The following is a 26,420-nucleotide window of genomic DNA, read 5'->3' as shown; positions in this document are numbered from 1 at the left end:
CCGTGTCACTCCTTCACTCTGCTCATGCGTTCCGGGCTGCGGCCGCTGGGCGCCTCATGCGCCCAGCGCCTCGAGCGCCCGGGACAGCCTGTCCCGGTCGACCCGGTGGAAGCTGTGCTGTCGTCCTTCGAGGAGCACCACGGGGACGTCCCAGCCGTACCGGCCGGTCAGCTCCTCGTCGGTGTCGATGTCGATCTCGGTCACGGTGACGTCCCTGCCGGACACCACCTCGGCGACGGTGGCCTTCGCGGTCTCGCACAGGTGGCAACCGGCGCGGGTGAGGAAGGTCAGCTCGACCACGACACACTCCTGTTGTGAAGGTGACAACAAACCCCGCCGAAATGGGATTCGAGCGGGGGCGTAGGACCGTACCCGGTCTTACTTCTTGTTGCGACGCTGGTGACGTGTCTTGCGAAGCAGCTTGCGGTGCTTCTTCTTCGACATACGCTTGCGGCGCTTCTTGATGACTGAGCCCACGCGGGTACCCCTTGTGCTTGTCGGTGGAGGTGAACTTCAGGTGCCCACCCTTTGAACTAACCGTGCAATTCTATCGCCCCGGCCCGTTCTTTCCCAAAACTGTGTCGAGATCCACAGCGGGCGCGGAGGCCGTTCGGGTCAGTCGAAGTACGGGTCGAGGCCGAAGAAGGGGAAGAGGTTCTTCCGGGTGCCCATGACCGCGCGGTCGAGCTCGGTTTCCGGGTCGAATCCGTGCGACCACGGGGTGAAGGAGCCGTCGAAGCCGTCGGTCATCGTCAGCGGCGCTTCGCGGCCGGTCTTCGTCTGCGCGTAGTGCGCCCAGCGCCCGGGGATCCGTGTCCCCGGGTCGATGTCGGCGTCGGCGGCGATGGCGATGAGGTTCGTCCAGGCGCGCGGCACGACATCGATGATCGCGTACCCTCCTCCCCCGGTCGAGAGCCACCGGCCCTCGGCATGGTCCTCGGCGAGCCGGCGGACGCGTTCGGTGGCGACGCGCATCGCGTCGATGCTCAGACGCATGTGGGTGAGCGGGTCCATCCGGTGTCCGTCGCACCCGTGCTGGGAGACGATGACCTGCGGGGAGAAGGCCTCGACGAGGGCGGGCACGGTGGCATCGAAGGCGCGCAGCCAGTCCTCGTCGCCGGTGCGCGGGGGCAGGGCGATGTTCGCCGCCGAGGCGGCCGCCCGGAGTCCGCCGATGTCTGCCGGGTACCCGGTGCCGGGGAAGAGGTATTTGCCGGACTCGTGGATGGAGATCGTCAGCACCCTCGGGTCATCCCAGAAGAGGGCTTCGACGCCGTCACCGTGGTGGGCGTCGAGGTCGATGTAGACGATGCGCTCGAAACCGGCGTCGAGGAACTCGGTGATCGCCCCGGCGACATCGTTGTAGACGCAGAATCCGCTCGCCCGATCCGCCATCGCATGGTGCATGCCGCCGGAGAAGTTCACCGCGCGGCGGTAGTCGCCGCTGGTGATCGCCCGGGCCGCATCGACCGACCCCTGGAAGAGCATCGCCGAGGCGGAGTGCATGTTCTCGAACACGGGCACGTCGTCGGTGCCGAGCCCGAACCGCTCCGCCTCCCCATGGTCGAGTCCGGCGGGACTGCCCGCCTCCTTGACGGCGGTGATGTAGTCGTCGTCGTGGACGCGGGCCAGCGCCGCCTCGTCGAGGTCGGAGATGGAGCGGACGTCGACGCCGTCGCGGTCGAAGAGCTCGAAGTCGATCGCAAGCTTCGCGGTGAGGTCGAGTCTCAGGGGGTGCATCGGATGGCTGGGACCGAAGTCGTACCCGGTCACCGCCTCGTCCCAGACGACGTAGACATCGCTATCTGCCATGGGGCAATGCTATATGGCGCGGCTCACCTACGGGGATTCGCCCCTCGTCCGTCCTACCATGGAGTCTGTGTCCACCAATTCCCCCTGGAGCCTCGACCGCTTCCTGCGCCCGGGGCGCTGGGTCCGCGACTTCGTCGACGACCTCGCCGTCGCCTCCCCCGCGCGGCTGGCGATCGTCTCGTTCGTCGCCGTCGTCGCTGTCTTCGCCGTCATCCTCATGCTGCCGGCGAGCATGCGCGACCCCGCATCGGTCCCTCTCTCCGAGCACATCGCCAACGCCGTCTTCGTCGCCGTCTCCGCGGTCTGCGTCACCGGCCTGACCCCGGTGGTCACCGAGGACTACTGGTCGGACTTCGGCATCTCCGTCATCACCGCCGGCATCCAGGTCGGCGGTCTCGGCATCCTCACCCTCGCCTCGCTGCTCGGGATGGCGGTCTCGAGGCGGCTGGGAGTCCGGCAGCGCCTCATCGCCCAGCAGGCCACCTCGGCGCTCAACCTCGGTCAGGTCGGCACCCTGCTCAAGACGGTCTTCGTCACGATCCTCACCGCCGAGGCAATCCTGGCGATCCTCCTCTTCCCGCGCTTCCTCATGCGCGGCGACAGCGTCGGCGATTCGATCTGGTACTCGGTGTTCTACGCGATCTCCGCGTTCAACAACGCCGGCTTCACGATCCACCCGGGTGGGGCCGAGTACTTCTCCGAGGATCCGTGGATCCTCTCGCTCATCATGATCGGCGTCTTCGTCGGCTCCCTCGGGTTCCCCGTCGTCCTCATGATCGCGATGAACTGGAACCGGCCGAAGAACTGGGACCTGCACACCCGCCTGACCCTGACGACGACGACGATCGTGCTCGCGCTCGGGTTCGTCTTCCTCCTCCTCTTCGAATCCGGCAACCCGAAGACCCTCGGGGACAAGAACGCCGGCCACACGCTCATGGAGGTCCTCTTCATGGCCGTGATGCCGCGCTCGGGCGGGTTCTCGACGATGGATGTCGCCGATATGAGCCAGTCGACGCACCTGCTCATGGACGTGATGATGTTCATCGGCGGCGGGTCGTCATCGACGGCGGGCGGCATCAAGGTGACCACAGTGGCCGTGCTCGTCCTCGCCGCCTACGCCGAGGCGCGGGGCCTCACCGATGTCAACGTGTTCGGTCGCAGGCTCACCGCCTCGACGATCAAACTCTCGATCTCCATCCTGCTCACCGGCGCGACGATCGTCTTCGTCGGCACCCTCGTCATGCTCCAGATCAGCGACGAATCCCTCGACCGGGTGCTCTTCGAGGTGATCTCGGCGTTCGGCACCGTCGGGCTGAGCGCCGGCGTGTCCGCCTCGGTCTCGGAACCGGGGCTCTACACGCTGTCCGTCCTCATGCTCATCGGGCGTCTCGGTACGATTACACTGGCGGCAGCCCTGTCCATGCAGGACTCTGCCCGTCTCTACCGCTACCCCGAAGAAAGGCCGGTCGTTGGCTAACGAGAACTCCTCCATCCTCGTCATCGGGCTCGGACGCTTCGGCTCGGCGACTGCGGTCACGCTCACGCGACTGGGACGCGAGGTCATGGCCATCGAGCACAACGCCGAGCTCGTCAAGGACTGGAGCGGCAAACTCACCCACGTCGTCGAGGCCGATTCGACGAACATCGACGCCCTGCGCCAGGTCGGTGCCGCGGACTTCCAGACCGCGGTCGTCGGCATCGGCACCTCGATCGAGGCGAGCGTGCTCACGACGGCGAACCTCGTCGACCTCGGGGTCTCGCAGGTGTGGGCGAAGGCGATCTCCCCCGCGCACGGCAAGATCCTCCACCGCATCGGCGCCCACCATGTCCTCTACCCGGAGTCCGATGCCGGCATCCGCGTCGCCCACCTCGTGAGCTCCCGGATGATGGAGTACATCGAGTTCGACGAAGGCCACTTCGCGGTCGTGAAGATGCGCCCGCCGCGGGAGATCCAGGGGTTCACCCTCGGCGAGGCGAAGGTCCGCGACAAGTACGGTGTGACGATCGTCGGCATCAAGAGCCCGGGCCGCGACTTCACGTACGCCGAACCGACCACCCGCGTCGGCAAGCAGGACCTCCTCATCGTCGCGGGCAACGTCGAACTCCTCAGCCGCTTCGCCGGACGGCCGTAGGGGGCGCCGCGCTCTCCTGTGGCAATCGCTCGGTGTGAATCCGTATGGCATGGATCGATCCATGCCATACGGATTCACACCGAGCGATTTCGAGTCACGCGCCCTCGCAGCCACGGAGCTTGCCCGTAGAGCTTCGTCGCGAATGCTTCGAGGTCCATCACCTCGGCGAAGGTGAACCTCACGATGCGGTAGCCCAAGGCGACCAGGCGGTTGAATTGAGTCGCCTCCTTCTGCAGCCGCGCTCCCCCGTTCTCCACGTATTTGGCGGCCCCGTCAACGAAGAGCACAGTCTTCGCCACCCGGTCCATGAAGTCGACGCGCGCGACGAGTCGGCCTTTCTCGTGGACCTGCACCTGCTGTTCGAACCCGCAGAGCCCGAGTACGCTGAGATTGTAGGAGCACCGGCTCTCCGCGTAACTCTCCGAGCGAGCGCCGATCCGACCGATGAGCCGCGCGGCACGCGCCCGCCCCTTGGGCAGACGCGCGAGCACGGGGGCGAAGTGCTCCTCTACCGCCTTCCGCTCTAATTGCCCCACGTCGGGCGGATATCCGAATCGCCCTGCACTTGCCTCCTCGGCCCCGAAGACTGAGCGCCTCACGACCGATTCCATCGCGGCGAACGCCCCCGGCTCCCCGATCTGCGGAATCAGGTCCAGGCTTGTCAGCGCAGGTGAGGTGAGTCGCATCTTGCCGACCATGACGGTGTCGGCTGCAGGCACCTCTCGCGTCGTCCGGCTGACGATGCCGGTCCTCAGTCTGTGCGATGGCGAAGCGATGTGGATGCGCTGGGTTCCCACACGATACAACGGCAGGTCGTGGATGCGAGCCGCAGAGACGCCGCAGATGACGTCATCCACCCGGTAGTGGGGGTAGGACGCGATCTTGAGTTTCTCGAGCAGGTCGGCGTATTCGTAGTCGTGCTTCTGTGTGCTCTGAGTGTGCTCCCTGACTCGCCGCAGCCAGTCCTCATCGGTGATCAGCTCGGCGATCCGCGCATGCTGGGGATTCTCGCACCGGCGGATGACGCTGTACATCCCGCGGGTGAGTCTGAGCAGACAGCAGTCCACCGCGGACTTGACGACTCGGCTGTGCACTCCGTGTGCTCGAAGCTCCTGTGAGCGGATGACGTTGTACATCTGCACACGGTCACCGCGGGTCACTGGCACCGTCAATGGGGACGCAGTCGGCCTGTGGAGTGTTCGTCGGCGTCCTCAGGCGATCTGAGCACCGGTCGCAGACATTCCCACAGCCGATCGCACAGAAGTGGCATCGATCGTTGCGAGCAGCGGGCAACCGGAGAACAGGGCACCCGAGCCCGGACGATGCCCGTCGCTCTGATCTCAGACCCAACCGATTGCTCGTCCGGCTGGCCGCGGGCGAGGCCCAGACGCCGGCGGCTGGTCGCAGTGTCATCCACAGCGCGGCGCGCGCAAGTCGCAGACAAGGCATCCGCTCGGTTCCGATCCCGATGGCATGGATCAGAGTCCTACCTGGGGATCAGAACCGAGCGGTTGCCGCTGCAGCGGGTCAGCGGGGCGTCGGCAGCGGGGCGTCGGAGGCAGCGCCGCAACGGCCGCCCGCCGCAGCGCCGCGCCGACCGGCGCGCCTCACCTCGTCTAGTGCTCGACGGCCGCCTCGGCGCCGAAGCCGGTGTGGGCACGGACGTCCATCTCGGCTGCCAGCTCGGGACTCTCGACCGTCCTGTCGGTGATCGAACCGAGCCACCCGAGGATGAACCCGAGCGGGATGGAGATGATGCCGGGGTTCGACAGCGGGAAGATCGCGAAGTCGGCGCCGGGGATCATCGCGGTCTCGGAACCGGAGACGACCGGGGAGAATGCGATGAGCAGGATCGCCGAGCCCAGTCCGCCGTAGATCGACCACACCGCACCGCGCGTGGTGAAGCGGCGCCAGAACAGCGAGTAGATGATCGTCGGCAGGTTCGCACTCGCCGCGACCGCGAAGGCGAGCGCGACGAGGAACGCGATGTTCTGTCCCTGCACCCCGATCCCGCCGAGGATGGCGACCGCGCCGATGACGACGACGGTGCGGCGGGCGATCTTCACCTCAGCGTCGGGGTCCTCGACCTTGCCCTTCTTGATCACGCTCGCGTAGATGTCGTGGGCGAAGGATGCGGCTGCGGTGATCGCGAGCCCCGCGACGACGGCGAGGATCGTGGCGAACGCGACCGCGGAGATGAAGCCCATGAGCAGCGGACCCCCGAGCTGGAGGGCGAGCAGCGGAGCCGCGGAGTTCACCCCGCCGGGAGCGTTCTTGATCGCATCGGCGCCGACGAGCGCGGCCGCACCGTAGCCGAGGACGAGGGTGAAGAGATAGAACGCGCCGATGAGCCAGATCGCCCAGACCACCGACCGCCGCGCCTCCCGGGCCGTGGGCACCGTGTAGAAGCGCATGAGCACGTGCGGCAGACCCGCGGTGCCGAGGACGAGCGCGAGGGCGAGTGAGATGAAGTCGAGCGGGTTCGAGCCGTACTGGAGTCCGGGATTGAGCACGCCCTCCCCCACTCCCTCGGCGGCATTGGCGACTGCGTTGGAGAGCAGGGTCGAGAGGTTGAAGCCGTTGAGCGCGAGCACCCAGATCGTCATCGCCCCGGCTCCGGCGATGAGGAGGACCGCCTTGACGATCTGCACCCAGGTCGTGCCCTTCATGCCGCCGACGAGGACGTAGAGGATCATCAGGGCGCCGACGACGGCGATGACGAGCGACTGTCCGAGTTTGCCGTCGATGCCCATGAGCAGCGAGACGAGACCGCCGGCTCCGGCCATCTGCGCGAGCAGGTAGAAGAAGCACACGGCCAGCGTCGAGATCGCCGCGGCCATGCGCACCGGGCGCTGCCGGAGGCGGAAGGAGAGCACATCGGCCATCGTGAACTTGCCCGTGTTGCGCATGAGCTCGGCGACGAGCAGGAGCGCGACGAGCCAGGCGACGAGGAAGCCGATGGAGTAGAGGAACCCGTCGTAGCCGTTGACGGCGATCGCCCCGCAGATGCCGAGGAACGACGCCGCCGAGAGGTAGTCGCCGGAGATCGCGAACCCGTTCTGCGGCCCGCTGAACGACCGTCCGCCCGCGTAGTAGTCCGACGCGGTCTTGTTGTTCCGGCTCGCCCGCAGGACGATGAAGAGGGTGACCGCGACGAAGGCCGCGAAGATCGTGATGTTGAGGATCGGGTTGTTCTCGACCTCTGTGGTCGCCTGAGCGAAGATCTCGGTCATCGGGTGACTCCTTCCGATTCCTGTTCGAGGCGCTCACGGATCGCGGTGGCCGGTGGGTCGAGCTTCTTGTTGGCGAACGAGACGTAGAACATCGTGATCGCGAACGTCGTGACGAACTGCAGCAGGCCGAGCACGAGGCCGACGTTGATCTCCCCGACGACCTTCGTCGACATGAAGTCGTGCGCGTACGTGCTGAGGATGACGTAGAGGAAGTACCACGCAAGGAACGCGATCGACAGTGGGATCACCACTGAGAAGCGCTTGCGCTTGAGGGCCTTGAATTCGGGGTTCTCCTCCTCGGCGAGGAAGTCCACCCCTCTCGGCGACGGATCGGACATGGTTTCTCCATTCGAATGTGGTTCGAGCGTCAGTGGTCTGAATCACACATCGTCAACCTATCGTCCGCTCGGTCATGGGGAATACCACCGAAAGTTGGTAGCGTATTCACATGAACGTCATGGCCAAGGAAGCTCGGGCGCTGAAATCCGAATCCCGCCGTCTCTTCGCCGAGGCGGTCGACTCCCTGCACGCGAACGGCACCGGCGACGTCGTCTTCGGCGGCATGGTCGAAGAGGGGGCGGTCGCCGTCGAGGCGGTCGCCGGGGCGAGCCGGGACGGCCTGGCCTCGCTCATCGTCAGCACCGGCCGCGGCCTCGGCGGGCGCGCCCTGACCGAGGGCACCCCGCAGCTCACCCGTGACTACGAGATCGACCCGTTCATCACGCACCATTACGACGAGGAGGTCCTCGGCGAGGGCATCCAGGTGCTCATCGCCGTCCCCACCCTCCTCGGCGGCGAGGTCACCGGGATGGTCTACTGCGGACATCGCAAGGCCTACGCCGAGGCGGCCCCGCAGACCGGCGACCTCGTCCGCCGGGTGCGTCAGCTCTCCGTCGACCTCGGGCGGCTCGGACTGCGCCGTCCGCAGCCGGTCACCCCGGTCGTCGAGCCTCTCGCCGACCTCGACTCCTCGAGTCGCGAAGCGCTGCGCCGCACGTTCGCCGAGCTGCGGGCGATCCGCTCCGACGTCGCCGACGACGCCACCCGCGAACGGCTTACCTCGATCGAGGCCCGACTCGCCGACATCCTCTCCGGCCACAACCCGGAATCGTCTCCCGAACCGACGACATCGGTGAGCCTCTCACCACGGGAGACCGACATCCTCTCGCACGTGGCCCTGGGATGGTCGAACGCCCGCATCGCCGAGGCACTGGGACTGCGGGAGTCGACCGTGAAGTCCTACCTCAACACCGCGATGGTCAAGCTCACCGCACGCACCCGGCACGAAGCCGTCTCGGTCGCGCGCGCCGCAGGCATCCTGCCCTGACGCCACGCCCAGCACCCGGGCCTGCCCCGGCACCCGGCCCGGCTTCGGCACCGCACTCAGGCCGCCGTGCCGCGGCATCCCGCCCGAACGCGACGATTCAGTCCGACCGACCGGCTCCGCTGCCGCCCGACTGATTCCGAACGCACCCGCGCTGCCCGCTCGAACCGCATCCGATCGCACAGATCACCCGTCGATCGCGGCGGAGTTCTCCTTCTCCATCTCGAGCGAGCGGTCAGCGGCCGCGGTGACGGCCGCCTCGGCGAGGTCGAAGAGGCCGCCGTCGATGAAGGTGTCGAGCGCGGCCAGGGTGGTCCCGCCCTTGCTGCTCACAGCCTTCCGGAGGGCCGCGGGGTCAGGGTTGTCGGCCAGCAGGCGTCCGGCGCCGTCGGCGGTGGCGACGACCATCTTCGCTGCGGTCTCCTCGGTGAGTCCGAGTTTGACCCCGGCGGTGATCATCGCCTCGGCGAGGAGGAAGAAGTACGCCACACCGGACCCGGAGATCCCGGTCATGGCGGGGATCTCGGCTTCGTCGAGGGGGACGACGAGGCCTGCGCCCGAGAGCAGCCTGCGCAGAGTCGCAGCGGCGGTCGGGTCGACTCCGGGAGCCGGGGACAGGGCGATGACGCCGTGGCCGATCGCGCTCGGGGTGTTCGGCATGATCCGCACGATCGGGCTGTTCGGGGCGAGTCGGGCGAGGTCGGCGGCGGAGACGCCGGCGGCCATCGACACGAGCACGGACTGCCCGGTCAGGGCGGGGGCGAGGTCGCGCACGGTCTCGGCCATCATCCACGGCTTGACGCCGAGGAAGACGAAGTCCGCGGATTCGGCCGCCGCCCGGTTGGCGTCGGGATCATCCTCCACCGAGGTGACGGTGGCGGCAGGCAGGGCGGCGGCGAGGCGCTGCGCCGAGGCGGCGGAGTGCGTCGTCGCCCGCACCTCGATGCTCGGATCCGCGTCGAGGATGCCCTTGATGAGCGCCGTGCCCATATTGCCGGTGCCGATGGAAGCGATCGTGGTCATGGAGGTCTGCCTTTCTGAAGTCGTCCCTCCCCGATGGTGTCAGAGGAGCCGGTGACCGCGAAATCGGCGCCGCTACCGCGCGACAAGAGTGGGCGGAACTCCGAAGAGGTGCCCTCCGTGCGGGCACGCCGCAGGCACGGCGCAGGCAGCTGACGAGGTCAGATGGTCAGCTTGCGTCGGCGGAGGCGCGCTTCGACGACGCTGACCGGTGAGAAGTCCCCGGTTCCGGCGAGGTCTCCACAGGCGTCGCCTCCCCAGGAGTCGTCGGCTCTGAGTGGGAGGCCCCACCGTCCGGTGCACCAGCGCCTGCAACTCCGGTTCCGGAGCCCGCGGACCCCGACCCCTCCCCCGGCACACCGTCGAGTCCGAGGTGCTTGCGGGCGAAGGCGAGGGAGTCGGCGAGCATCTGCTCACGGGTGGACTTCTTGGCGACGAAGCGGGTATTGACCTCGACGACGACGTCGCCGGACCAGTTGTGCTTCGCGAGGTACTGGAGCGTCTCGGCCACCGGCATGGTGCCGGCCCCGGGGACGAGGTGCTCGTCCTTGAGCGAACCCGCACCGTCGGTGAGGTGGACGTGGCGCAGGCGGGGGAAGATCTCGGCGACGGTGTCGAGCGCGTTCATCCCCGCCGTCGAGGCGTGGGAGAAGTCGAAGGTGAGAGCGTCGTAGTCCTCGTCGAGGGGGTTCCAGTCGGGGTAGTAGACGAGGATCTCACGCACGCCTGCCCGCCACGGGTACATGTTCTCCACCGCGAGGACGACCCCGGTCTCCTCGGAGACCTTCCGCACCCCGTCGACGAAGCCGCGCGCGTACGCTCCCTGCCACCGGAAGGGCGGGTGGAGGACGACGGTGGTCGCCCCGACCTCGCGGGCGAGGTTCGCGGTGATCCGCAGCTTCTCCCAATGGTACTTGTGGAGCACGCGGGGCAGGAAGAGCAGGGTCGGTGCGTGCAGCGACATGACGTCGAGGCCGGTGTCCGCGGCGAGGCCGGTGATGAGGTCGACGTCCCTCGTCTCGGCGTTGTGCGTGACCATGATCTCCACACCGTCGTAGCCGATCGACGAGGCCTGCGCGAACGTCTCCTCGACGGTCATCGGCGAGACCGACGACGAGGAGAGGCCGATCCGGATCGGATGATCGGAGACATGGTGGGTGTCGTGGTCGTAGACCTGGTTCGCCGCGAAGAACGCACGGTGGCGGCGGGAATTCGACCGCGCCGAGTTCTTCGTGGTCAGAACCTTGCGTCCCGACTTCGACTTCTTCGCCTTGCTCATCTCCACCAGTCTAGTCCTCCGAGCCCGCCCTGCCGCTCCGGTTTTCCTCGGAATCGTCCCCCGCCGTCTCCGCGGAATCGCCGCCTCGCCGTGGCTCGGGAGGTCCCCCTCGCCGAGGTGACCCGATAGTCTGTGCCCATGATTCCTGCCGACGTCCGTCCCGCCCGCGTCTCCGACGTCCCCCGCCTCGCCGAGATCCACGTCGCCGCATGGCGGGCCGCCTATCGCGGCATCATGGCCGACGAGTTCCTCGACGGATTGGACGAGGACCGCTTCGCCGCGAACTGGACTCATGCGCTCAGCGACCCCGACAACCGGGTCCGCAACTTCGTCGTCGTCGCGGGCGACCAGATCCTCGGCTTCGGCGGGGTGAGCACACCCCGTGACCCCGCCGAGGTGCTCGACCGTCTCCCCGTCACCGCGGACCTCGGTCAGCTCGCCCACATCAACCTCGCCCCCGAGGCCTTCGGCACCGGCGTCTCCGCCGTCCTCTTCACGGCGCTCGAGGACGAGCTGCGCCGCGACGGCTATGCACGCGCCTACCTCATGGTCGCCGAGGGCAACGACCGGGCGATGCGCTTCTACGAGAAGCGGGGGTGGGCGCGCACGGAGATCACGCACGTCTACGACGGCGTCGAACCCGCGGTGCCCGAGCGGATGTACACGGTCGAGCTCTGAGTCCGGCCGCCTCGGCGGGGGTCTGGTCCGCTGACCCGGCGACAGACACCCGGCTCCGACAACCCGAAGGGCGCCCAGCCACTCGGCGAAGGGTGGCTGAGCGCCCGGAAGGCGGCTGAGACGGCGCGCGTCAGCCGTAGAGCTCCTCGACGTCCTCGTCGACCCAGCCCTTGGACTTGTCGACGGCCTTGTTCCACAGACGGTAGACGCGGGCGACGGTCTCGTCGTCCATCTCCGGCTCCCAGCGCTTGTCCTCGTGCCAGTTGTTCTTCACGTCCTCCTCGCCGCTCCAGAACTTCACGGCGATGCCCGCTGCGTACGCGGCACCGAGCGCCGTGGTCTCGATGACCTCGGGGCGGATGACGGGCACGCCGAGGAGGTCGGCCTGGAACTGCATGAGCGTCTCGTTGGCGACCATGCCGCCGTCGACCTTGAGCTCGGTGAGCTCGACGCCGGAGTCGAGGTTCATAGCATCGAGGACCTCACGTGACTGGAAGGCGACCGATTCGAGGGCGGCCCGGGCGATGTGGTTCTTATTGACGTACCGGGTGAGGCCGACGATGACGCCGCGGGCGTCGGACTCCCAGTGCGGGGCGAAGAGACCGGAGAACGCGGGCACGATGTAGCAGCCGCCGTTGTCCTCGACCTGCTTCGCGAGCACCTCGACCTCGGGGGCGTCCTTGATGAGTCCGAGGTTGTCGCGGATCCACTGGACGAGCGAACCGGTCACGGCCACCGATCCCTCGAGAGCGTAGACCGCGTCGTCCTCGCCGATCTTGTAGGCCACGGTCGTGAGCAGGCCGTTCTTGCTCGCCACCGGCTCGGTGCCGGTGTTGATGAGCATGAAGTTGCCGGTGCCGTAGGTGTTCTTCGCCTGCCCCTTCTCGAAGCACGCCTGCCCGAAGGTCGCCGCCTGCTGGTCGCCGAGGATGCCGCAGATCGGGGTGTCGATGAGCAGGGTGTTCTTCGCCCCGTAGCCGTAGATCTCCGAGCACGACTTGATCTCCGGCAGCATCGACATCGGGATGCCCATGTCGGCGGCGATCTCCTCGTTCCAGTCGAGGGTGTCGATGTTCATGAGCATCGTCCGCGAGGCGTTGGTGACGTCGGTGATGTGGACTCCGCCGTTGACACCACCGGTGAGGTTCCACAGCACCCACGAGTCCATCGTGCCGAAGAGCAGGTCGCCGTTCTCCGCGGCCTCCCTGGCGCCGTCGACGTTGTCGAGGATCCACTTGGCCTTGGGGCCGGCGAAGTAGGTCGCCAACGGCAGGCCGACACGGTCCTTGTACTTGTCGGCGCCCTCGTCGCCGCCGAGTTCGTCGGCGATCTTCTGCGTGCGCGTGTCCTGCCAGACGATCGCGTTGTAGACGGGTTCGCCGGTGTTCTTGTCCCACACCACCGTCGTCTCGCGCTGGTTGGTGATGCCCACGCCCTCGAGCTGGTGGCGGTTGATGTTCGCCCGCGACAGCGCCTGGCCGATCGCTTCGTTGGTGTTGCGGATGATCTCCTTCGGGTCGTGTTCGACCCAGCCCGCGCGGGGGAAGATCTGCTCGTGCTCAAGCTGCCCGCTCGAGACGATCTGCCCGTTGTGGTCGAAGACGATCGCCCGCGACGAGGTGGTGCCCTGGTCGATTGCGAGGATGTACTTGTCCTGGCTCATGAAGACTCCTGTGTCCGTTCGGCGCCCGGGGCGCCGAGCTTCGTAGTGGTATCTAGGATGTCACTGTTCTCAGATGAAGGCGTTCGAGACGAGGCCGGCGAGGACGCCGCCGAGGATGGGGCCGACGATCGGCACCCACGCGTAGCTCCAGTCGGAGCTGCCCTTGTTCGGGATCGGCAGGATCGTGTGCGCGATGCGGGGACCGAGGTCGCGAGCAGGGTTGATCGCGTAGCCGGTCGGCCCGCCGAGGGAGGCGCCGATGACGACGACGACAAGTGCGACGGCGAGCGGTCCCAGCCCGCTGGGGGTCCCGCCGAAGAGGAGGATGATGAAGACGAGGACGAAGGTGCCGATCGCCTCGGTGAGGACGTTCCAGCCGTAGCTGCGCACCTCGGGCCCGGTGGAGAAGGTGCCGAGGATGTTGCCCGGCTCGCCTTCCGCGTCGTAGTGCTTCTTGTAGACCAGCCACGCGAGGATCGCACCGAGGGTGGCACCGAGGAGCTGCGCGAAGAGGTAGGCGAAGGTCGTGCCCACCGTGATCGGAATGCCCGGGGCGTACTCGGTGGCGCCGCTGGAGAGGATGCCCAGCGTCACCGCGGGGTTGAGGTGGGCGCCGGACTTGTAGGCGACGTAGACGCCGGCGAAGACCGCAAGTCCCCAGCCGAGCGAGATCATCAGCCAGCCGCCGGCATTGCCCTTGGTCTTGGCGAGCACCGCGTTCGCGACGACGCCGACGCCGAGCAGCAGCAGCATCGCCGTGCCCGCCGTCTCATGGAGGAGGATCGTGCCAATCGTTCCCATAGTGGGTGAACTCCTTTGTTGAGATGGGATGAGATGGGGATCGTGGTTGACCCGGTGAGGGTCGGAGCGGCGGGGGCGACGTCCTCGTCCCTCCCCCGCCGAGGCGGTGTGCCGTGTCCTCCTAGCGTGCGCTCCAGCTGTCGGTGACGAGCGCTGCCGCGGCGGCGTCGTCGTGCGTGGACTCCGCGGCGACCTGGGCGTCGACGTGGGTGCGGAAGGCCGCGACCTCGGCGGCGACCTTCTCCGCGTCCCAGCCGAGGACGGGGGCGATGATCTCGGCGACCGCCTCGGCGGCGGCCTTGCCCCGGTCCCTGACCTCGTAGTTGAGCCGCATCCGGCGCTCGAGGACGTCCTCGAGACGGACGACGCCCTCCGAGGTGGCAGCGTAGTGGGCTTCGACGCCGAGGTAGCGCTCGGCTCCCGGCAGGGGCTGACCGAGTTCGGGGTTGTCGTCGATGAGGTCGAGGAGGTCCTCGAGCATCGTCCCGTAGCGGCGGATGAGGCGCTTGACCCGGGCCTCGTCCCAGCCGTAGCGCTCGGCGATGCCGGCCTGGCCGCGGCGGACCGCGCCCACGCCCTGGGCGCCGAGCAACGGCACGGACTCGGTGAGCGAGGTCCGGTCGGCGGCTTCGTCGCCGAGTGCGAAGTCGACGGCGTCCTCGGCCATCACCCGGTAGGTCGTGAACTTGCCGCCGGCGATCGCCGAGAGGCCGGGCTCGACCTCCATGACGGTGTGCTCGCGGGAGACCTTCGTCGACGCCTCGCCGTCCTTCTCCACCGGCTGGAGGAGCGGTCGCAGACCCGAGTAGACGCCGATGACGTCGTCGCGGCTGAGCTTGTTCTCGAGGATCGCATTGGCGTGCTCGAGGAGGTAGTCGATGTCGTCGGAGGTCGCGACCGGGGCGGCGACGTCCTCCTTCCACGGGGTGTCCGTGGTGCCGATGACCCAGTAGCCGTCCCACGGGATGACGAAGAGCACGGACTTCTCGGTCTTCGAGATGATGCCGGTGTCCGGGTCGGCCTTGATCTTGTCCTGGTCGACGGTGATGTGGATGCCCTTCGAGGCGAGCACCTTGAGTCCGGCGTCGGCCTTCGCGAGGTCCTGCTGCTGTTCGGTCCAGACGCCGCCGGCGAGGATGGTCCGGCGGGCGTAGACGTCGAACTCACGGCCCGAGACCTCGTCGCGCACGCGGACCCCGGACACCCGGTCCCCGTCGTGGAGGTAGTCGATGACGGAGACGTGGTTGGCTGCGGCGGCGCCGAAGCTCACGGCCGAACGCACGAGCGTCATGACGAAGCGGGCGTCGTCGACCTTCGCGTCGTAGTATTCGAGCGCACCGACCGCTGCGTCGTCGGCGAGGCCCGGGAAGTGCGCGCTCAGCGCCTTCTTGCCGAGGTGGCGGTGCATCGGCACGGCGCGTTTGCGCCCGGGCCGCGTGGCCATCGTGTCGTAGAGGAGGACGCCGGAGCCGATGAAGGCCCGGTCGATGAGGCGGTGCTCGAAGGGGAAGACGAACGCGACGGGTTCGACGAGGTGGGGTGCGGTGTGCGTGAGCAGCAGGTCACGTTCCTTGAGCGCCTCGGCGACGAGTTTGAAGTCGAGCATCTCGAGGTAGCGCAGTCCCCCGTGCATGAGCTTCGAGGACCGCGAGGAGGTGCCCGAGGCCCAGTCGTGGGCGTCGACGACGCCGACCTTGAGTCCGCGGGTGGCGGCGTCGAAGGCGGAGCCCGCTCCCGTCACCCCTCCCCCGACGACGAAGGCGTCGAGCGGGTCGTCCGGACTCGTCGCTTCCATGGTGTGCAGGGATTCTTCACGGAACGAGGGGGATAGCTCGCCGTTTCGCATTGCGCTCATGCCTCCAGAGATCGGGGAATCTGCCCCGTGGCGGCCGGCCGAAGGTGACTGGCCGGTAATCACAAGCTAACAGGTGCGGAGAGCAAATGGGAACAGATCCGACTGTGAGACCGGCCATCGATTCAGTCGGCGGTTCTGCCCATCGCCGAGGTGGTCTCCGCCGAATCCAGCAGGTCGAGTTTCCGCATGATGATGCCTTCGCGCAGCGCCCATGGGGAGATGTTCATCACCGTGATGTCGAAGATCGTGAAGGCCGCCTCGGCGACGATGGCGCCGGCGAGCACCTGACCGGCGCGGGCCTCGGAGACCCCGGGCAGTGTGGCGCGCTCGGCGGGAGTGCGCGCGGACAGGGTGTCGATGATGCCGGGCAGGTCGCGGCGGAAGAGCTTGCGCGGGACGTAGATGCCGTCCCCGCTCGGGGCGGCTCCGGCGATGCGGGCCAGCGACCGGAAGGTCTTCGAGGAGCCGACGACGTGGTCGGGGGTGCCGACGCGGTTGATCTCCCCGGCGATGCGCCCGATCTGGGCGCGGGCGTACTTGCGCAGCCGGTGGATGTCCTCGGCGTCGGGGATCTCCCCGGGCAGGAAGTCGGCGTACGTGCGTCCGGCCCCGAGCGGGACGGAGACCGCCGCCTGCGGGTACTCGTCCTGGCCCGCGGCGATCTCGAGCGAGCCCCCGCCGATGTCGAGCAGGAGGATCTTCCCGGCCGACCATCCGAACCATCGGCGGGCGGCGAGGAACGTCACCCGCGCCTCGTCCCTGCCGGACATGACGGTGAGGGTGACGCCCATCTGCTTGCTGATCGAGGCGATGAGCTCCTCCCCGTTGGGGGCGTCCCTGACCGCCGAGGTGGCGAAGGCGAGGATCTGCTCCGCGCCCTGGTCCTCGGCGATCTCGACTGCCTCGGCGACGAAGTCGCGCAGCCGCTGCTGGCCCTCCTCACCGATCGAGCCGTCCGGGCCGAGGTACTCGGCGAGGCGGAGGATCTCCTTGTGCGAGGTCGCCGGCAGCGGCGGTGCCCCGACGTGGGCATCGACGACGAGGAGGTGGACGCTGTTGGATCCGATATCGAGGACGGCGAGGCGCATTGGCTCAGTGTATCCCGCGGCAGGGGCTCCTCAGCCCCGCCAGTCGCCTGCGCTGAAGCCGAACTCGGGGGTCTTCTTGGCGAAGAACGCCTCCTGGCCGCGGGCGATCTCCGCCCGGTACGCCCCATCGAGCCACCGAGGCGGCTGCCCGCCTCCGTCGAACTCGCCGTCGAGGACGGCCTTGGCCCCGATCTGACTGAGCTGGGACAGGGACGCGATGCGCTCCCCCAGCTCCTGGGCGCGGGCGAGCGGGTCGTCCGCGGTCTCGTGGATGAAGCCGAGGCGCTGCATCTGGTCGAAGTCGACGATCGAGGCCGTGAGCAGCAGGTACCGTGCCCACGCGTCGCCGAGCACGCGGGCGAGGCTCCTCGTCGGACCCGGCGGGTAGACGAGTCCGAGCTTCGCGGCCGTGACCCCGTACGTCGACCCGGGGGCGGCGATGCGGATGTCACAGGCGGCGGCGATCTCGGTGCCGCCGCCGACGCAGTTGCCCTCGATCGCGGCGATGGTCACGGTCCGCGCAGAGGCCAGGGCCGCCTCGGCGGAGGAGTTGAGCTCCCAGAAGTCGGCGATGGGGACGTCGAGGTCGGCGATGTCCGATCCGGCGGAGAAGTGCCCGCCGGCACCGGTGATGATCAGCGCTGCGATCGTGTCATCGGCGTCGACGCCGGCGATGATCTCCGGCAGAGCCCGCCACATCGCCCGGGACAGGGCGTTGCGCTTCTCCGTCCGATCGAGAACGAGGGTCCCGACCCCACCGGTGACGGTGAAGTCGAAACCCTCGAGGTCGACCGGACGGTACCGGCCCGGGGTGGACCGACCGTCGGTGCTCATGCTCAGCCCCGGCTGTCGGGGACTTCGCGCTGCGGCTGACCGTCGTAGGCGCTGAGCGGGCGGATGAGCGCGTTCGAGGCCTGCTGCTCGAAGATGTGCGCGGTCCAGCCGGTGATGCGGGCCATGACGAAGATCGGCGTGAACTGCTCGGTGTCGAATCCCATGAGGTGGTAGGCCGGACCCGACGGGTAGTCGAGATTCGGATAGATGCCCTTGCGGGAGACGAAGTCCTCTTCGAAGGTGTTGTAGAGGTCGAGGAGGTCGGTTGCGCCCTTGACCTCGGCCATCTCCTCGAAGGCCTTGCGCATGGTCGGCACGCGCGAGTCGCCGTTCTTGTACACGCGGTGTCCGAAGCCCATGATCTTCGCCTTGCGGGCCAGGGCGTCGTCGATCCATGCCGAGGCCTTGTCGGCCGTGCCGACCTCTTCGAGCATCGCCATGACGGCTTCGTTCGCGCCGCCGTGCAGGGGTCCCTTGAGGGCACCGACAGCACCGGCGACGGCCGAGTAGAGGTCGGAGGTCGTCGAGGTGATGACGCGGGCGGTGAACGTCGAGGCGTTGAACGAGTGCTCGGCGTAGAGGATCATCGAGATGTCGAAGCTGCGCACGACCTCGTCGGCGGGAACCTCGTCGAAGACAATCTTGAAGAAGTTCGCCGCATAGTCGAGGTCCTTCGTCGGCGCCACCGGGTCGAGCCCGTGGCGGCGACGGTGGTCGATCGCGACGATCGTCGGCAGCTGCGCGTAGAGGCGCTCGGCCTTCGCGAGGTTGGCCTCGGGCCCTTCGACGTCGGCCTCGGGGTCGACGGCGCCGAGGTAGGCGACCGCGGTCTGCACGACGTGCATCGGGTGAGCGTCCTTGGGCAGGTCGAGGATGATGTCGACGAGCTCGGGCGAGATCTCCCGCTGGGCGTGCTCACGGGCCTTGAACTCGGCCAGCTGCTCCTCGGTGGGCAGTTCGCCGTTCCAGATGAGGTAGGCGACGTCCTCGAAGTTGCGCTTGGCCGCGAGCTCCTGCACGGGGTATCCGCGGTAGGTCAGCGAGTTGGTTTCCTGGACTACCTTCGAGACGGCCGTGGTGTCGACGACGACTCCGGCGAGGCCCTTCTTGATTTCTTCGGTCACTGGTGACCCTCCTGTGAGAAGTTGAATACGGCCGCGTCGAAGTCGTTGTACGCGGCGTAGTCGATGGTGTCGTAGAGGTCCGCGCGGGTCTGCATCCCCTCGAGCAGGTCCACCTGGGTGCCCTTGTCCCGGATCGTCTGCAGGCCCGACTTGATCGCACCCATGGCGAGACGCAGGGTCGTGACCGGGTAGATCACGAGTTTGACCCCGACGTTCGCCAACTGCTCTGTGGTGAACAGTTCGCTCTTTCCGAATTCCGTCATGTTCGCCAGGATCGGCACGTCGACGCTGGCGGCGAAGCGCTCGAACTCATCCAAGTCGCGCATCGCCTCGGGGAAGATCATGTCGGCACCGGCGTCGACGTAGGCCTTCGCCCGGTCGATCGCGGCATCGAGTCCCTCTCCCGCACGGGAGTCCGTGCGGGCGCAGATGACGAAGTTCTCATCCCGGCGGCCCTTGACGGCGGCCGCGATGCGCTTGGTCATCTCGACCGTGGTCACGACCTCCTTGCCGTCGAGGTGGCCGCACCGCTTCGGGTTGACCTGGTCCTCGAGGTGCATGCCGGAGATGCCTGCGTCCTCGAACTCCTGGACGGTGCGGGCGACGTTCATCGCCTCGCCCCAGCCGGTGTCGGCGTCGATGAACGTCGGCAGGTTCGTCACCCGGGCGATCGCACGACCGTGGTCGGCCACCTCGGTGAGGGTGGTCAGACCGATGTCGGGCACGCCCATGGCTGCGGAGAACGCGCCCCCGGAGATGTAGACGCCCTCGAAGCCGATCTGCTCGATGATCTGGGCGTTGATCGGGTTGATCGCGCCGGGGAACTGGACGATCTCGTCGCCGGCGAGGAGCTCGCGGAACCGCTTCCGGCGCTCGGCCGGTGTGGTCGTTGCCCCGAGCATCAGAAGATGCCCTTCGAACCGCTGTGCTTCAGCCCTTCGACGGCGAAGCTCAGCTGGCCCACGCCTGCCGCGTCGAGGCTCTCGAGGTTCTCGGCGAGGTCGAGGAAGCGGTTCGCCTCGGCCTCGGTGAGGATGCCAGCGGACAGCGTTCGGAACTTCTCGACGTAGTTCTCGCGGACGAACGGGCGGGCGCCGAGCGGGTGGGCGTCGGCCACGGCGATCTCGTCGGTCAGGGTCGACCCGTCCTCGAACTCGATCTCGACGCGGCCGCCGAAGGCCTTCTCGTTCGGGTCGGTCGAGTGGTAGCGGCGGGTCCACTCGGGATCCTCGGTCGTCTCGATCTTGTGCCAGAGCTCGACGGTCTCGGGACGGGCGGCCCGCTCGGGGGTGTACGAGTCTTCATGGTGCCAGCCGCGGTCCTCGAGGGCGACGGCGAAGATGTACATGATCGAGTGGTCGAGCGTCTCGCGGCTGGCCTTCGGATCCATCTTCTGCGGATCGTTCGCGCCGGTGCCGATGACGTTGTGCGTGTGGTGCGAGGTGTGGATGACGATGCGCTTGATCTTCGTCAGGTCCTCGATCTCACCGCCGAGCTTGCGGGCCAGGTCGATGAGCGCCTGCGCCTGGTATTCGGCGGAGTGCTCCTTGGTGTAGGTGTCGAGGATGGCGCGCTTGGCCTCGCCCTTGCCCGGCAGCGGGATCGTGTAGCGGGCCTCGGGGCCTGAGAGGATCCACGCGATGAAGCCGTCCTCGCCTTCGTAGATCGGGTTCGGGGCGCCCTCACCGCGCATCGCTCGGTCGACGGCCTCGACGGCCATCTTCCCGGCGAAGGCCGGTGCGTGGGCCTTCCACGAGGAGATCTCACCCTTGCGGGACTGGCGGGTCGCCGTCGTCACGTGCAGGGCCTGCTGGATCGCCTGGAAGGTCACCTCGGTGGGCAGGTGGAGCATCGCACCGATGCCGGCCGCGGCCGAGGGGCCGAGGTGGGCGACATGGTCGATCTTGTGCTGGTGCAGGCTCATGCCCTTGACGAGGTCGACCTGGATCTCGTACCCGGTGGCGATGCCGTTGATGAGGTCCGCTCCCCCGATGCCCATGTGCTGGGCGACGGTGAGGATCGGCGGGATGTTGTCACCGGGATGGGAGTACTCGGCGGCGAGGAAGGTGTCGTGGAAGTCGAGTTCGCGCACGGCCACACCGTTGGCCCAGGCCGCCCACTCCGGGGAGAAGCGCTCGGCGAGGGGAAGTCCGAAGATCGTCGCACCCGGGGTGAAGGGGTGCGCCTGTGCCTGCTCGCGGGCGTGGGTGGGGGCCGAACGGTTCACCGAGGCGGCCGCGACGGCGGCGTTGTCGATGACGCGGTTGATCACCATCTCGGTGACCTCGGGATCGACGGGCGTCGAGTCGGAGGCGACCTCGGCGATCTTCCAGGCGAGCTGATCCTCACGAGCCAGGTTCTCTGAGCTCTTGTGGGTACGGACCTCATGATCAATCATGGACAATCCCTTCAATCGTCGTTGACCGCTGCGGGCCATGTCACGACCGCCGCTGGCCGGAGAGTGGTTGACTCAACTGTAGGCCACGTCACTGCGACGCTGCGGCCCGGCCGGAGTTTTATCTTGACATCAAGATACTTTACCCGACCGGCATGAGCCGCCTCGACCCCCCTCCTCCCACCCGTCCGTCGAGGTGAACTGTGACACAATCGGGATATGACCCGCACTGCCCTCGACTTCGACGAGAACTGGTTCGACGACAACGAGTTCGCCCAGCTTCGTCGCCGACTTCCCATCCCCTATGTCAATGCCATCCCCGTCCGCGTCGGAGAGGCCGGCGATGTCGAGGAGATCGGCCTCCTGCTGCGCCGCCTCGACGACGGCACCCTGGGTCGCGAGGTCGTCGGCGGCCGCATCCGCTACCACGAGTCGATCCGCGCGGCGCTGCTGCGCCATGCCGAGAACGACCTGGGTCCGCTCGCGCTGCCGGTCGTCCCCCCGGCCATCGCGCCGTTCCACATCGCCGAGTACTTCCCCACCGAGGGAGCGGCGCTCCTCCACGACCCGCGTCAGCACGCGATCTCGATGTGCTTCGTCATGGAGGTCCGCGGCGAGTGCACCCCGCGCGCGGACGCGCTCAGCCTCGACTGGCTCACGCCGTCGGAGGCGCTGCGCGAGGACATCGCGAGCGAACTCTCCCACGGTCAGGAGCACATCATCCGCGCAGCCCTGAGCTACCTCGGCTTTCCCATCTGAGACAGCGCGCACCGGGCCCGTGCCATGGCGTAACCCGGCGAGTTATGGACGCGCAGTGTCGATTCGCGCGCCCAGAATCGACACTGCGCGTCCACTGCTCGGCAATCCCACGCACCCGGCGAACGCACGGCAACCCGGCGACCGCCTCGGCGACTTTTCTACACGCTGTAGAAGTGCACTGGTAGACTGGAGGCGACGACGACGGATGTGGTTTTCGGGGCCGCCGTCATCGTCAGGGTTGGTCAGGCCCCGTCGAGAGGACTGCCATGAACGCTGACGCCCACCGGAACCCCGCTCGCCAGGCCGCTGCGAACCCGACCGATGACCGCGCCGCCGACCCGCGGCCCGCCGAGTCCGGACTCAGCCGCGACCTCGGCGTCCTCGTCGGCTTCGACGGATCCGAACTCGCGGCCCTGGCCCTGCGCTACGCCGCGATCGAAGCCCTCCACCGCGGCGTCCCCCTGACCGTCGTCACGGCGTTCACGATGCCGCTGATGATCTACCCGAACATGGCCTCCATACCCTCCGAACCCGAGGACGAGGCCGCACTGCGGGGAGCCGAGAAGCTCCTCGCCGAGGCGTCCGAACTCCTCGCCGATCATCCCGAACCCGTGACGTACGCGGCCGAATCCGGCGACGCCGCCGGCGTCCTCGTCAACCTCAGCTCCAACGCCGAGGTGGTCATCGTCGGCGCCCGAGGGCGCGGCGGGTTCCTCGGTCGCATGCTCGGATCGGTCTCCACGGCCCTGCCCCCGCACGCGCACTGCCCGACGATCGTCGTCCCCCAGCACTCAGCACAGCGCGGCGAGGCCCGCGGACCGGTCGTCGTCGCCGTCGACGGTTCGGAGGCCGCGCGGATCGCGATGTTCACCGCCGCCGAGGTGGCCGCCTCGAGGGAGGCCGGACTCGAGGTCGTCTCCGTCCTGCCCGCCGGCGAGGAGTGGCTCTACTGGTATCCCGAGCTCGAGCTCGGCGCCGACGTCGCCGACCGTCGGCAGAAGCAGCTCGAGACCGCGCTCTCGGCGGAGGCGGATGCGCTCGGCGAGCAGTTCCCGGGTCTGCCGATCTCCACCTCGGTGGTCGTCGGCGATGCGACCGCGATGCTCTCGGAGGCGACGAAGCGGGCGCAGCTGACGGTGATGGGCACGCGTGGTCGCGGAGCGGTCAAGAGCGCGCTGCTCGGCTCGGTCTCCCGCGGGGTCCTCCACCATGCCGAGGGTCCGGTGATGATCGTCCCGAGCTGACCACAGCCGCACGACACATGACGACCATCGCCGCCTGCCTGATCGCCTGACGCGGTCCCGACAGGCGGCGCGGCGGGTGCTGTACAGTAAGTCTCACGACAGGGGAGCGCCAGCAGGGGCGCTGAGAGTGCAGATCATGCTGCAGACCCTCGAACCTGATGCGGCTAGCACCGCCGAAGGAAGTCGAGACTCTTCTACCCCTCCTTGCGACACGAGGAGGCACAATGCCGAGAACCACCGCGCCCGGAACCGCCGCGAAGTCCGCACCCGCCTACACGCAGGCCCCGCCGACGAAGAAGTGGCGCGTCGTCGACTACGTCGTCACCGCGGTGCTCGGCATCGCGGTCGGCCTGATCTTCTGGGTGCTCGCCGCCAGCTGGAAGGTCATCGAACTCGGCTTCCAGGCCTTCCCGCCCTCGATCGGACTCATCGCCGGACTCTGGGTGCTCGCCGGACCTCTGGCCGGCGCCATCATCCGCAAGCCCGGTGCCGCGCTGCTCTGCGAGGTGCTCGCCGCGATCGTCGAGGGCGTCCTCGGCTCCCACTTCGGCTCGACCGTGCTCCTGTCGGGCTTCATCCAGGGCCTCGGTGCCGAACTCGTCTTCGCCGCCTTCGGCTACCGGAGGTTCACGCTGTGGGTGACGACGCTGTCCGGTCTCGTCGCAGCCGCCTTCATGGCCGTGAGCGAGAACATCCTCTACAACGCCGAATGGCAGCTGACCTACCAGCTCGCCTACGCCGTGTGCGCGATCGTCTCCGGCATCGTCATCTCCGGCATCGGTGCGTGGTACGCCTACCGTGCGATCGCGAAGACCGGGGCGCTGTCCTCGTTCGCCTCCGGCCGCATCCGCTGATGGGTCTGCCGATCCGCGCTCGCGGCTATTCGTGGCGGCACGCCGATCGGGACACGCTCGCCGTCGGCCCCCTCGACCTCGACATCGCCGCAGGTGAGAAGGTTCTCCTCCTCGGCCCGTCAGGGGCGGGGAAGTCGACGCTGCTCCACGCGATCGCGGGTGTCCTCCCCGTCGAATCGGGTGAGGCCGAAGGAGACCTCGTGATCGGCGACGCCCCACCGGACCCTCGCCGAGGTGTGACCGGGCTCGTCCTCCAGGACCCCGATTCGCAGGTGATCTTCTCCCGCGTCGGCGACGACGTCGCCTTCGGAATGGAGAACCTCGGGATGAGCGCCGAAGTCATCGACGAGCGCATCCCCGCCTCCCTGGCAGCGCTCGGCCTCGACCTGCCCCTCGACCACCCCACGGCCGCACTCTCCGGGGGCCAGAAGCAGCGCCTCGCACTCGCCGGCATCCACGCGATGGCACCCGAGGTCATCGTCCTCGACGAACCGACGGCGAACATCGACCCCGCCTCGGCGGCCTCGGTCCGGGACGCGGTGCTCACGGTCCAGGCGGCCACCTCGGCGACGATGATCGTCGTCGAGCACCGGGTGGGGCTGTGGTCGGACGACGTCGACACCGTCATCGTCCTCGGTCAGGACGGCGTCGTCGCGCACGGGTCGCCGTCCGCGGTCTTCGGTGATCCCGCCCTCGCCGAGGTGCTCCGGGCCACCGGGATCTGGGTGCCCGAGTCCGGCTCCCGCACTCCCCCGCGTCAGCCGGGAGCGTTGCGATCCGGCGAGCCGGGAGGGACGGTGCTCACCGCTGAGAGGCTGAGTGCGGCCCGGCCACGGGCGGGGGTGCCTGCGACCACCGACCTCTCGCTCGAGATCCGAGCCGGCGAGGCGGTCGGCATCGTCGGACCCAACGGCGCCGGCAAGTCGACGACGGCGCTCACCCTGGCCGGACTCATTCCCGAGTTCGCAGGCGAAGTGCGCGCCCACGGGACACTGGCCGAAGGCGCAAAGCACGACCGGCCCTTCCGCTGGCCGTCGGCCTTCCTCGCACCGAGGATCGGAATGGTCTTCCAGGAGCCCGAACACCAGTTCCTCAAGGCCAGCGTGGCAGGCGAGCTCGCCCTCGGCCCCAGGTTGGCCGGATGGAGTGAGAGCGAAGTCGAATCGCGGGTGACCAGCCTGCTCGAGACACTCGGGCTCACCGAGATCGCCGACGCCCACCCGCAGGGACTCTCCGGGGGCGAGATGCGACGGCTGTCAGTGGCGGCGATGATCGCGCCCAGGCCGCGGGTCCTCATCGTCGACGAGCCGACATTCGGTCAGGATGCGCTGACCTGGGCGGGACTCGTCGCGCTCTTCCTCGACGTCCTCGACCACGGCAGTGCGGTCGTCGCAGTCAGCCACGACCACGACTTCCTCGACGCGATCGGGGCGAGGCGTGTGAGCCTCGGAACGAGCGCGCAGCCGCTGCGAGGTGAGCGCGTTGAGTGAGGCTGCGCCGGCCCGAGAGAGGGTCGCGATCGAGGATCCCGGTCAGCTCATTCCCGTCGTCCGGTCGACTGCGCTGGTCCGCTGCAATCCACTGACGAAGATCGCCGTCGCCCTCATCCTCATGGTCGGGGCGCTGCTGAGCATCGACATCGTCTCGGCCGGGGTCATCCTCGGCTTCTCGCTGCTCGCTCTGCCGCTGAGCGGGCTCGACCTGTGGGCGGCATTCAAGCGCCTGTGGTTCCTGCCGCTCGGGGCGCTGCTCGCGGCATGGGGCACGGCGATCCTCGCGGAGAAGACCGGGGCGGTCGTCGTCGATCTCGGTCCGATCCTCATGACGACCGGGTCCCTCGAATCCGCGGCGGCGATCTTCGTCCGTGCCCTCGCGCTTGCCGTCCCGCTTGTCGTCCTCGCCTCGACGATCGATCCGAGGGATCTCTCGGATGCGCTCGTCCAACATCTGCGACTGCCGGAGACCGTCGTCGTCTCGGTGCTCGCGGCCTCGCGTCTGCTCGGCCTCCTCGTCACCGAATGGCAGACCCTGGCGATGGCGCGTCGCGCCAGGGGGCTGGCCGGAGGTTCCGTGCTGCGGCGCACCGGCAGCCTCTTCGCCGGGATCTTCGTCCTCCTCGTCCAGTCGATCAGGCGGGGGACGAGGCTGGCGATGGCGATGGAGGGTCGCGCCTTCGGGCGACGGGGACGCACGTGGCGGCGACGCTCACGATTCGGGATCGCCGACGCGGTCGTCGTGCTCACCGCGATGGCCGTCACCGTGGCGGCGATCGCCTCGGCGCACCTGCTGGGGACATGGAACCCGATCATCCCCGGCTGAGGCGGG

At 68.2% G+C, this 26,420-nt stretch carries 25 protein-coding genes and 1 riboswitch; of the genes, 9 read left to right on the top strand and 16 right to left on the bottom strand.

Translation table 11 applies throughout. From position 1 onward, the window contains the following. Positions 1–54: 54 nt before the first annotated feature. The 3 genes from ACQ1RG_RS08915 to ACQ1RG_RS08905 all read right to left on the bottom strand — a co-directional run bounded on the left by ACQ1RG_RS08915 (position 55) and on the right by ACQ1RG_RS08905 (position 1,812). On the bottom strand, positions 55–300 hold the full coding sequence (locus ACQ1RG_RS08915; RefSeq protein ID WP_009380568.1) for a glutaredoxin family protein: 246 nt from the start codon (positions 298–300) through the stop codon (positions 55–57). Between the two features lie 78 nt (positions 301–378). Further along, positions 379–477, bottom strand: a complete 99-nt coding sequence (locus ACQ1RG_RS08910; protein ID WP_005504750.1) for a 30S ribosomal protein bS22 — start codon at positions 475–477, stop codon at positions 379–381. 138 nt (positions 478–615) lie between these two features. Further along, entirely contained in the window at positions 616–1,812 is a 1,197-nt protein-coding gene (locus ACQ1RG_RS08905; RefSeq protein ID WP_009380570.1) for an acetoin utilization protein AcuC, read from the bottom strand. Positions 1,813–1,870: 58 nt separating this feature from the next. Here ACQ1RG_RS08905 and ACQ1RG_RS08900 point away from each other — a divergent pair, with 58 nt between their 5' ends. Next, positions 1,871–3,289 (top strand): TrkH family potassium uptake protein, encoded by a 1,419-nt coding sequence (locus tag ACQ1RG_RS08900; protein ID WP_051995634.1) that lies wholly within the window; start codon positions 1,871–1,873, stop codon positions 3,287–3,289. Next, positions 3,282–3,944: a potassium channel family protein gene (locus ACQ1RG_RS08895; protein WP_009380573.1), complete on the top strand. Its 663-nt coding sequence runs from the start codon at positions 3,282–3,284 to the stop codon at positions 3,942–3,944. The genes ACQ1RG_RS08900 and ACQ1RG_RS08895 overlap by 8 nt, the downstream gene beginning before the upstream one ends. Before the next feature lie 74 nt (positions 3,945–4,018). Here ACQ1RG_RS08895 and ACQ1RG_RS08890 read toward each other — a convergent pair whose 3' ends face one another. The 3 genes from ACQ1RG_RS08890 to ACQ1RG_RS08880 all read right to left on the bottom strand — a co-directional run bounded on the left by ACQ1RG_RS08890 (position 4,019) and on the right by ACQ1RG_RS08880 (position 7,515). Further along, positions 4,019–5,080 (bottom strand): hypothetical protein, encoded by a 1,062-nt coding sequence (locus ACQ1RG_RS08890; protein WP_430600051.1) that lies wholly within the window; start codon positions 5,078–5,080, stop codon positions 4,019–4,021. A 480-nt stretch (positions 5,081–5,560) separates the two neighbouring features. Then, positions 5,561–7,177, bottom strand: coding sequence for a solute symporter family protein (locus ACQ1RG_RS08885; RefSeq protein ID WP_095376695.1), 1,617 nt, complete (start codon positions 7,175–7,177; stop codon positions 5,561–5,563). After that, on the bottom strand, positions 7,174–7,515 hold the full coding sequence (locus tag ACQ1RG_RS08880) for a DUF485 domain-containing protein (protein WP_009380586.1): 342 nt from the start codon (positions 7,513–7,515) through the stop codon (positions 7,174–7,176). The genes ACQ1RG_RS08885 and ACQ1RG_RS08880 overlap by 4 nt, the downstream gene beginning before the upstream one ends. A 110-nt stretch (positions 7,516–7,625) precedes the next feature. Here ACQ1RG_RS08880 and ACQ1RG_RS08875 point away from each other — a divergent pair, with 110 nt between their 5' ends. After that, positions 7,626–8,504 carry a LuxR C-terminal-related transcriptional regulator gene (locus tag ACQ1RG_RS08875; RefSeq protein ID WP_095376694.1) on the top strand — a complete coding sequence of 293 codons (879 nt, stop codon included), beginning with the start codon at positions 7,626–7,628 and terminating at the stop codon, positions 8,502–8,504. Between the two features lie 183 nt (positions 8,505–8,687). Here the strand turns inward: ACQ1RG_RS08875 and proC are convergent, their stop codons facing one another. Next, positions 8,688–9,524 carry a pyrroline-5-carboxylate reductase gene (proC, locus tag ACQ1RG_RS08870; protein ID WP_095376693.1) on the bottom strand — a complete coding sequence of 279 codons (837 nt, stop codon included), beginning with the start codon at positions 9,522–9,524 and terminating at the stop codon, positions 8,688–8,690. A 166-nt stretch (positions 9,525–9,690) separates the two neighbouring features. Continuing rightward, a complete protein-coding gene (locus tag ACQ1RG_RS08865; protein ID WP_342474421.1) occupies positions 9,691–10,800 on the bottom strand; it encodes a sugar phosphate isomerase/epimerase family protein in 1,110 nt (369 codons plus the stop codon). 138 nt (positions 10,801–10,938) lie between these two features. On the opposite strand from ACQ1RG_RS08865, the gene ACQ1RG_RS08860 reads away from it, so the two are divergent. Further along, positions 10,939–11,478: a GNAT family N-acetyltransferase gene (locus ACQ1RG_RS08860; protein WP_009380605.1), complete on the top strand. Its 540-nt coding sequence runs from the start codon at positions 10,939–10,941 to the stop codon at positions 11,476–11,478. 130 nt (positions 11,479–11,608) lie between these two features. On the opposite strand, the gene glpK is transcribed toward ACQ1RG_RS08860, so the two are convergent. The 8 genes from glpK to ACQ1RG_RS08820 all read right to left on the bottom strand — a co-directional run bounded on the left by glpK (position 11,609) and on the right by ACQ1RG_RS08820 (position 21,241). Continuing rightward, positions 11,609–13,141, bottom strand: a complete 1,533-nt coding sequence (gene glpK, locus ACQ1RG_RS08855; RefSeq protein WP_009380606.1) for a glycerol kinase GlpK — start codon at positions 13,139–13,141, stop codon at positions 11,609–11,611. A gap of 69 nt (positions 13,142–13,210) precedes the next feature. After that, entirely contained in the window at positions 13,211–13,933 is a 723-nt protein-coding gene (locus ACQ1RG_RS08850; protein WP_040342429.1) for an MIP/aquaporin family protein, read from the bottom strand. A 130-nt stretch (positions 13,934–14,063) separates the two neighbouring features. Then, complete coding sequence (locus tag ACQ1RG_RS08845) at positions 14,064–15,797, bottom strand: glycerol-3-phosphate dehydrogenase/oxidase (protein ID WP_040342417.1); 1,734 nt, start codon at positions 15,795–15,797, stop codon at positions 14,064–14,066. A gap of 122 nt (positions 15,798–15,919) precedes the next feature. After that, positions 15,920–16,885 (bottom strand): Ppx/GppA phosphatase family protein, encoded by a 966-nt coding sequence (locus tag ACQ1RG_RS08840; protein ID WP_009380609.1) that lies wholly within the window; start codon positions 16,883–16,885, stop codon positions 15,920–15,922. A 30-nt stretch (positions 16,886–16,915) separates the two neighbouring features. After that, positions 16,916–17,719, bottom strand: coding sequence for an enoyl-CoA hydratase/isomerase family protein (locus ACQ1RG_RS08835; RefSeq protein WP_009380610.1), 804 nt, complete (start codon positions 17,717–17,719; stop codon positions 16,916–16,918). Positions 17,720–17,721: 2 nt separating this feature from the next. Next, positions 17,722–18,843 carry a bifunctional 2-methylcitrate synthase/citrate synthase gene (locus tag ACQ1RG_RS08830; RefSeq protein ID WP_009380613.1) on the bottom strand — a complete coding sequence of 374 codons (1,122 nt, stop codon included), beginning with the start codon at positions 18,841–18,843 and terminating at the stop codon, positions 17,722–17,724. Continuing rightward, the gene (prpB, locus tag ACQ1RG_RS08825) at positions 18,840–19,745 is read right to left on the bottom strand and encodes a methylisocitrate lyase (RefSeq protein ID WP_063249254.1); all 906 of its coding nucleotides are present in this window, start codon (positions 19,743–19,745) and stop codon (positions 18,840–18,842) included. Before prpB ends, ACQ1RG_RS08830 begins: the two co-directional genes overlap by 4 nt. Continuing rightward, positions 19,745–21,241, bottom strand: a complete 1,497-nt coding sequence (locus ACQ1RG_RS08820; RefSeq protein WP_190247502.1) for an MmgE/PrpD family protein — start codon at positions 21,239–21,241, stop codon at positions 19,745–19,747. Before ACQ1RG_RS08820 ends, prpB begins: the two co-directional genes overlap by 1 nt. A gap of 216 nt (positions 21,242–21,457) precedes the next feature. Between ACQ1RG_RS08820 and ACQ1RG_RS08815 the strand changes: the two genes are divergently transcribed. From ACQ1RG_RS08815 to ACQ1RG_RS08795, 5 genes are all read left to right on the top strand, one after another. Continuing rightward, on the top strand, positions 21,458–21,997 hold the full coding sequence (locus ACQ1RG_RS08815) for a DUF4916 domain-containing protein (protein ID WP_009380619.1): 540 nt from the start codon (positions 21,458–21,460) through the stop codon (positions 21,995–21,997). 266 nt (positions 21,998–22,263) lie between these two features. Further along, positions 22,264–23,241: a universal stress protein gene (locus tag ACQ1RG_RS08810; protein ID WP_063249256.1), complete on the top strand. Its 978-nt coding sequence runs from the start codon at positions 22,264–22,266 to the stop codon at positions 23,239–23,241. Between the two features lie 90 nt (positions 23,242–23,331). Further along, positions 23,332–23,440, top strand: a riboswitch (TPP riboswitch). Between the two features lie 25 nt (positions 23,441–23,465). Next, positions 23,466–24,095, top strand: coding sequence for an ECF transporter S component (locus ACQ1RG_RS08805; protein ID WP_009380623.1), 630 nt, complete (start codon positions 23,466–23,468; stop codon positions 24,093–24,095). Next, positions 24,095–25,585, top strand: a complete 1,491-nt coding sequence (locus ACQ1RG_RS08800; RefSeq protein ID WP_430600049.1) for an ABC transporter ATP-binding protein — start codon at positions 24,095–24,097, stop codon at positions 25,583–25,585. The genes ACQ1RG_RS08805 and ACQ1RG_RS08800 overlap by 1 nt, the downstream gene beginning before the upstream one ends. After that, on the top strand, positions 25,578–26,414 hold the full coding sequence (locus ACQ1RG_RS08795; RefSeq protein ID WP_131248338.1) for an energy-coupling factor transporter transmembrane component T family protein: 837 nt from the start codon (positions 25,578–25,580) through the stop codon (positions 26,412–26,414). The genes ACQ1RG_RS08800 and ACQ1RG_RS08795 overlap by 8 nt, the downstream gene beginning before the upstream one ends. Positions 26,415–26,420 lie beyond the last annotated feature (6 nt).

Origin of the sequence: Brevibacterium sp. K72 (genome assembly GCF_050562175.1) — a bacterium.
Taxonomy (GTDB): Bacteria; Actinomycetota; Actinomycetes; order Actinomycetales; family Brevibacteriaceae; genus Brevibacterium; species Brevibacterium casei.
The sequence above is the reverse complement of the archived record's forward strand: the minus strand, read 5'-3'. Positions and strand labels throughout refer to the sequence as shown.